General features: G+C 59.2%; 5 protein-coding genes. 2 read left to right on the forward strand and 3 right to left on the reverse strand.

Annotated features, from left to right (window positions below):
* Together HMPREF2935_RS09935 and HMPREF2935_RS09940 are read right to left on the reverse strand one after the other, a co-directional pair.
* Window positions 1-784 (reverse strand): oxygen-dependent tRNA uridine(34) hydroxylase TrhO (locus HMPREF2935_RS09935; RefSeq protein ID WP_371326240.1); only part of this gene is annotated, 784 nt, incomplete at its 3' end.
* Between the two features lie 49 nt (window positions 785-833).
* Window positions 834-2,330 (reverse strand): DUF1846 domain-containing protein, encoded by a 1,497-nt coding sequence (locus HMPREF2935_RS09940; RefSeq protein ID WP_070733033.1) that lies wholly within the window; start codon window positions 2,328-2,330, stop codon window positions 834-836.
* A 712-nt stretch (window positions 2,331-3,042) separates the two neighbouring features.
* On the opposite strand from HMPREF2935_RS09940, the gene HMPREF2935_RS09945 reads away from it, so the two are divergent.
* Window positions 3,043-3,861 carry an Fpg/Nei family DNA glycosylase gene (locus HMPREF2935_RS09945; protein WP_070733035.1) on the forward strand — a complete coding sequence of 273 codons (819 nt, stop codon included), beginning with the start codon at window positions 3,043-3,045 and terminating at the stop codon, window positions 3,859-3,861.
* A gap of 22 nt (window positions 3,862-3,883) precedes the next feature.
* Window positions 3,884-5,506 carry a bifunctional ADP-dependent NAD(P)H-hydrate dehydratase/NAD(P)H-hydrate epimerase gene (locus tag HMPREF2935_RS09950; RefSeq protein ID WP_070733077.1) on the forward strand — a complete coding sequence of 541 codons (1,623 nt, stop codon included), beginning with the start codon at window positions 3,884-3,886 and terminating at the stop codon, window positions 5,504-5,506.
* Here HMPREF2935_RS09950 and HMPREF2935_RS09955 read toward each other — a convergent pair.
* Window positions 5,503-6,361 (reverse strand): YwaF family protein (locus HMPREF2935_RS09955; RefSeq protein ID WP_371326239.1); only part of this gene is annotated, 859 nt, incomplete at its 5' end. The two genes, HMPREF2935_RS09950 and HMPREF2935_RS09955, sit on opposite strands and share 4 nt — an antisense overlap.

Here is a 6,361-nt window from a genome sequence, read left to right on the forward strand (position 1 = left end):
AATGCACGCAGTGGCCAAGCTGGATAAAACCTGGATCTTGCAGGCCCTGCCCAAATTCGTGATGCATGCGCTTGTCAAAGACGTAGAGGGAGCCTTCCCAAAGACCGTCGTTGCCGAATTTCTCGCCATAGCGGACGATGCCGCCGTCTATCTGGTAGACCTCTTTGAAACCACGATTCTTCATCAGGGAAGAAAGAATCTCGCAACGAATGCCGCCGGTGCAATAGGAAACGACTGGCTTATCCTTCATCCAGTCATACTTGCCGGACTCGATTTCCTGGATGAAATCATGGGTGGTCTTAACATCTGGGACGACAGCGTTTTTGAACTTGCCGATCTCAGCTTCCATGGCATTGCGGCCATCGAAGAAGACGACTTCGTCGCCGCGCTCTTTAACCAGCTCGTTGACCTGCTCTGGCTTCAGGTGCACGCCGCCACCGACGACACCGTTCTCATCCACCTTTAGCTCACCGGGCGCGCCGAATGCCACGATTTCGTCGCGAACCTTCACGGACAGGCGTGGGAAATCATCGGCACTACCCTCGGACCACTTGAATTCCATCTTTTTAAAGCCCGGGTACTCGCGGGTCTCACGGACATAGCGCTTACAAGCATCCATGTCACCACCGACGGTGCCGTTAATTCCGTGCTCGGAGATGAGGATGCGGCCCTTCAGCCCGAGTTTTTCGCATAGGTTGCGCTGCCACAACATGATGGCAGTGGGATCGCTGATTGGGGTAAAGCAGTAATAAAGGAGAATTTTGCTGAGGCTCACGCCATCGATTGTAGGCGTGAGCTGTTGCTTTTCCTAAATTTCCCGAAAATCTTTGAGCTTAACGCTTCTGGTAAAGCGCCTGCTTACGTGCAAAGACCGGATCGGAGGTCACGAGCACGCCCAAATTGCGGAAGATTCCCTCATCCACCGAGCCCAAGATGGTGGTGGTGTGAACGTCACAACCTGCCAGCTGCTTTAGTTCCGCCATTGCACGGCGAGCGTTCTCGTCCTTCGCAGCGGAGGCGGAAAGAGCGATGAGCACCTCGTCGGTGTGCAGGCGCGGGTTTCGCGAACCCAGATACTCGGTCTTGAGCTTCTGGATCGGTTCGATGGCCTCTGGACTCAGCAGGTGGATCTCATCGTCGATGCCGGCGAGATGCTTAAGCGCATTGAGCAGCATGGCAGCGGAGCAGCCCAGCAGCGCAGAAGTGCGGCCGGTGATGATGGTGCCGTCGGTAAGCTGCAGCGCAGAGGCCGGCTCGTCAGTTTCCGCGGCACGCTCGCGCGCCGGCACTACTACCGGGCGGTCATCAGACTTAATGCCGGCCTTCGCCATGACGACGGCCGCGCGCTCGGACTGCGTGGAATCCAAGCCGAGGCGCGCCTCTTCCACCAAAGCCTTGAAGTAGCGACGAATAATCTCCTGTTTGGAGGCCTCACGGCAGACTTCGTCATCGGTGATGCAGAAGCCAGCCATGTTGACGCCCATATCCGTTGGGGACTGGTACGGGGTGTTGCCGGTCAGCTTCTCCAGGAGGGTCTTAAGCAGCGGGAAGGCCTCGACATCGCGGTTGTAGTTCACCGTGGACTCGCCGTAGGCGCTTAAGTGGAAGTGGTCGATGACGTTTGCGTCGTTGAGGTCAACGGTTGCGGCCTCGTAAGCCAGGTTCACTGGGTGATCGAGCGGCAGGTTCCAGATAGGGAAGGTCTCAAACTTGGCGTATCCAGCCTGCACACCGCGCTGGTGCTCGTGGTAGACCTGCGATAGGGCGGTCGCCAGCTTGCCTGAGCCTGGCCCCGGCGCAGTGACGACAACCAGGTCACGCGTGGTTTCCGCGTACTCGTTCCGGCCAAGGCCTTCCTCAGAAACGATGAGGTCTGTGTTGGAAGGATAACCCGGGATAACGCGGTGACGTGCAACGCTCAGGCCAAGGCGCTCCAGGCGGTCAATGAAGGCCTCAGCTTGGCTGTTGCCATCTTCCAGCTGGGTCATGACGATGTTGTTTACTAGGAAGCCACGGCCACGGAAGACGTCGACCAAGCGCAAGACATCATCTTCGTAGAGGATCCCGAGGTCAGCGCGCATCTTCTGGCGCTCAATGTCCTTGGCGTTGATGCAGATGAGAATCTCGACATCGTCCTTGATGCGCTCAAGCATGGCGATCTTGTTGTCTGGGGTAAAGCCCGGCAGCACGCGAGAGGCGTGCATGTCATCAAAGAGCTTGCCGCCCATCTCCAAGTAGAGTTTGCCACCGATTTCTGCGCGCCGTGCGTGAATGTGCTCCGACTGCATCTCGATGTACTTCTCACGGTCAAAACCAAGCAAACGCGTCATTTATAAAGGCCTTCCGCCATAGACAATCCCCGCAACCGGGCTGGATCTTTTGGATTGGATTTTACTCGAAAGAACCGGGTTTACTCATACGCCCTGCCACGGCACCACACCACAAGAAACCGCACTGACGACGCCGCCTAAACATACGAGTAACGCCTGGGCCCTGGAAAGGATGGGCCCAGGCGTTACCTGTCTCTCTAAGGGTGCGGAACAAGCCCCCACCCTCTACAGCCAGGCAGTCCCACCCACCTGACTATAGCCGCCGCGCACCCCTACATGCGCAGCGGTTGGATCTATCACTCACCAGTAGATACATCCATGCGAAGCATATCAACGGCGGTTTCAAAGTCAACGTTTACAAAGCCAATCGGACAAAATCCGATAAAGAAATTCGTTAACCAATCCTAACTTAATAAAGATTTAGCGCCATGTGCTGGAACTTTCTAGTCCAATTAACCCGGAAGAAAAATAAATATGAAACGAGTCACTATATATTTGGGCCGATCTTTATCAGATATGGTTGCGTTATAAGCTAAGCGACAAAATAGATAAATGTTTATTATGTTAACTTTCGTCTATTTAACCTAGACCTTTAAAGCAGAGAATGAACGTTTAAGTCTCGTCTTCGCACTTCAATCCCACATTCCAAACGGGAAAGATGTCCGATTTATCCTCACGTTATCCCCGCGACACATGCAATAAACTTGTCCGCATGCCCGAAGGCCACATTATTCATCACCTTGCACAGCGCCTGAACCTTGATTTCCGGGGTGGGCCGCTGCGCGTCACGAGTCCGCAAGGCCGCTTTGCGGCGGAAGCAGCCATGCTCGATGGGACGCAGCTCAATTTCGCCGAGGCGCGCGGAAAACATCTCTTTATGCACTTTTCCGCCGATGCGCCAGAGCACATCATCTATATTCACCTCGGGTTGATCGGCAGCTTACGCTTTGAGCCTTTGGACGATGTCTGGGGCCAGATTCGCCTGCGCATCGAAAGCGATGACCTAGCTGCCAACCTGCGCGGGCCGCAGTGGTGCCGGCTCATCACGGATGCTGAATACGACGTCGCCCTCGCCAAGATTGGCCAGGACCCCATCCGCGAGGACGCATCACCGGCCGACCTTTGGCCGCGGGTGCACAGGTCGAGCCGCAGCATCGGCTCCTTGCTGATGGATCAGCATCTCTTCGCCGGAGTCGGCAACATCTATCGCGCCGAAGTTTTGTTCCGCCAGAACATCTCCCCCTTCATTGCAGGCAATGAATTAGACCGCCATGAATTCGATGTCATCTGGGAGGACCTGGTAGAACTCATGCGCGCCGGCGTGCCCACCGCCCGCATCGACACGGTCCGCCCGGAGCACACGCCTGAGGCCATGGGCCGCGCGCCACGCAAGGATGACCATGGCGGCGAGGTATACGTCTACCGCCGCGCTGGCATGCCTTGTTATATCTGCGGCGAGCCCATCGCCGAGAAAAAGTTGGAAGGCAGGAACCTGTTCTGGTGCCCTACCTGCCAGAACGCTCCAGCCTAAGCAGGCGGGTATTTTGGGCGGCATGCGATATGCCTTTTCCGTCGACGCCGTCCGCGCTGCCGAGGAGCGCCTGCTTGCCCAGCAGAACTATCCAGACCAGCTCACGCAATTGGCCGCCCACGCGGTTGCCGACGCCGCCGCAGTAATGCTCGCCGCGCACCCAGGCCGCGTGATGATTCTGGCAGGTAGCGGGGGCAACGGCGGCGACGGCCTTTTCGCCAGCGCTCTCCTCGCCCAGCAGGGACACGCCGTCACAGCCCTCGTACCTGAGACCTGCCGCACAGCCGCCCTTGCGGCTTTCGAGGAAGCCGGCGGCGAGGTTCTAAATAGTGGGTCCACTCCTAATTCCACCGCTTCCCTGCCCGATGACACGAGCTTGCTTATCGACGCCGTGGCGGGCCTCGGTTCCGGACGCGGGCTCAGCGGCCAGGCGCTGGAGGTCTACGAGCAGGCAGCAGGCATTCCGGTGCTAGCAGTCGATATGCCCACTGGCATTAATGCAGACACCGGCGTAGCCGCCCGCAAAGGCGCAGTGCATGCTGACGTCACCGTAACTTTCGGTTGGGCACGCATGGGTCATGTGCTTGCGGCCGAGTGCGGCCAGGTGGTGCTGGCGGATTTAACGCTGCCCGGCGCGACGTCGTTTAGCGCGATGCTCGAATCGCTCGCGCAACCGGCCGGGCACATCGCCAACGAGCCCACCCTGGAATCCGCATATGCGTGGCGCCCCGGCAACATCGAGACCGCCCACGGCATCGCCACGCACCCGCGCCCGGTTGGTTGTACCGGACCAATCGTTGACCCCACCCCAGGGATTTCCTCCGATAAGTATTCCGGCGGCGTGGTCACCATTGCCGCAGGCAGCGATACCTATCCCGGAGCTGGCATCTTGGCAGCCACCGCGGCAGTGCGCACCAGCCCGGCCATGGTGCGCTTTATCGGAGACCGCTCCATCACCTCGCTCCTGCCGGAACTCGTGGTTCACCCAGATCTTGACTCAGCGGGTCACGCCCAGGCCATCGTCGTGGGCCCAGGACGCGGTACTGACGCTGCGGCCCAAGCGGAGCTCGCGGAGGTACTCGATGGGTTCATCTCGGCCGTCATCGATGCCGATGCGCTGCGACTCCTTGCCCGTCACCCCGAGTTGCGCGCCCGCCTGGGAAGCCTGCCCGTCACGGTTCTCACCCCTCACCTGGGCGAGTTCACCGAGCTTTACGAGGCGACCTTCAACAAGGGCCTCGACCTGTCATCAGGCAAAGCAGCACCACTGCAGGAGCTCGCCACGGCACTGGGCTGCATCGTGCTGCTCAAGGGAAGAAATACCCTGGTTACCGCACCCGGCCAACCCATCTATGCCTACAATGCAGGCCATTCCTATGCCGCTACCCCTGGTTCAGGCGACGTGCTCGCGGGCATCCTCGGCGCTGTCCTCGCACAGATGCATCTCGATGAGCAGCTGCAGGAGAAGGCTGACTTCGATCTGCAGGAAGCGCTAATCACCGAGGTCCTGCATGCCGGGGCCATCCATGCCCATGCGGCAGCCATCGCGGCGCAAACGCCGGAGGGCTATGCCATCTGCTCGGCTTCGCAGATTGCCGGGGCCATCCCGCGGGCCGTCGCCAAGCTTTTGCGTATGGCTCGCTAAGGCCTATTTGCCACGGCGCGCACGGAGCGGCGCAGTAGCCCCTTGGCACCGGCAGCCACCGTGCCGCGGCGCAGCCTACGGGTCTCCCACGGCCACGTCATCGCAGCCCAGGCGCCTGCCACGGCACCAATTTCGGCGAGTATGTACCAAGGCCACGGCCCCAGCAGGTTGATGATGGAGGGGCTGCCCGGCGCGTGGTTTAAGAAACCATAGTTGCCATCTGTGCGGGCGTTGACCGCCATGACGCTGGCCATCCACACCGGGGTTACTCCCACCGCAAAGCGGTAGCCCTTCCACGTCGGGCGGTAGCCCAAGCCGAAGGTCAACGCCAACGGAATGGCCAGTGCGGTGATGTGGAAGAACCAGTAGGTGGCAAAGCGCAGCCAGCGCGGATCGAAGTAATAAATAACATCTGGGGTGATAATCGCCTGCGGGTTCAAGATGATGCCCCAGTAATAGGTCAGCGTCAGCGCATGCTCATTGCCCGTAATCAGACCGAGCGCCAACACTGGGCGCAGAACATCGCACAGGTGCAGCGGCAGAGATTCACGGATGTCGAATTGCGAAGGGTCCAGGGAGACGATGGTCCATGCCGTACCGAGCACCAGCATCACCCAGCCAGTCATCTGCCGGTAGAAGGTCTCCTTGGTAGTGCCCCGGATGCGCCGTGCAGCCACGATGAATACACCGCATGCGGCAATGGTCACAGAAAGCATCGTGTAATGCACTCCGGTCCATTGCGCCATGCGGGGATAGGTGGTGGGCGTGACGCGCACTCGCGGATTCTTTTTCGGCATAACGGGAAAACAGAATACTCCGTTTGCGCCCGCTTGCAGGACTTTAGGTACCGGCCGC

The sequence above is a fragment of the Corynebacterium sp. HMSC076D02 genome (genome assembly GCF_001813815.1).
GTDB lineage: Bacteria > Actinomycetota > Actinomycetes > Mycobacteriales > Mycobacteriaceae > Corynebacterium > Corynebacterium simulans.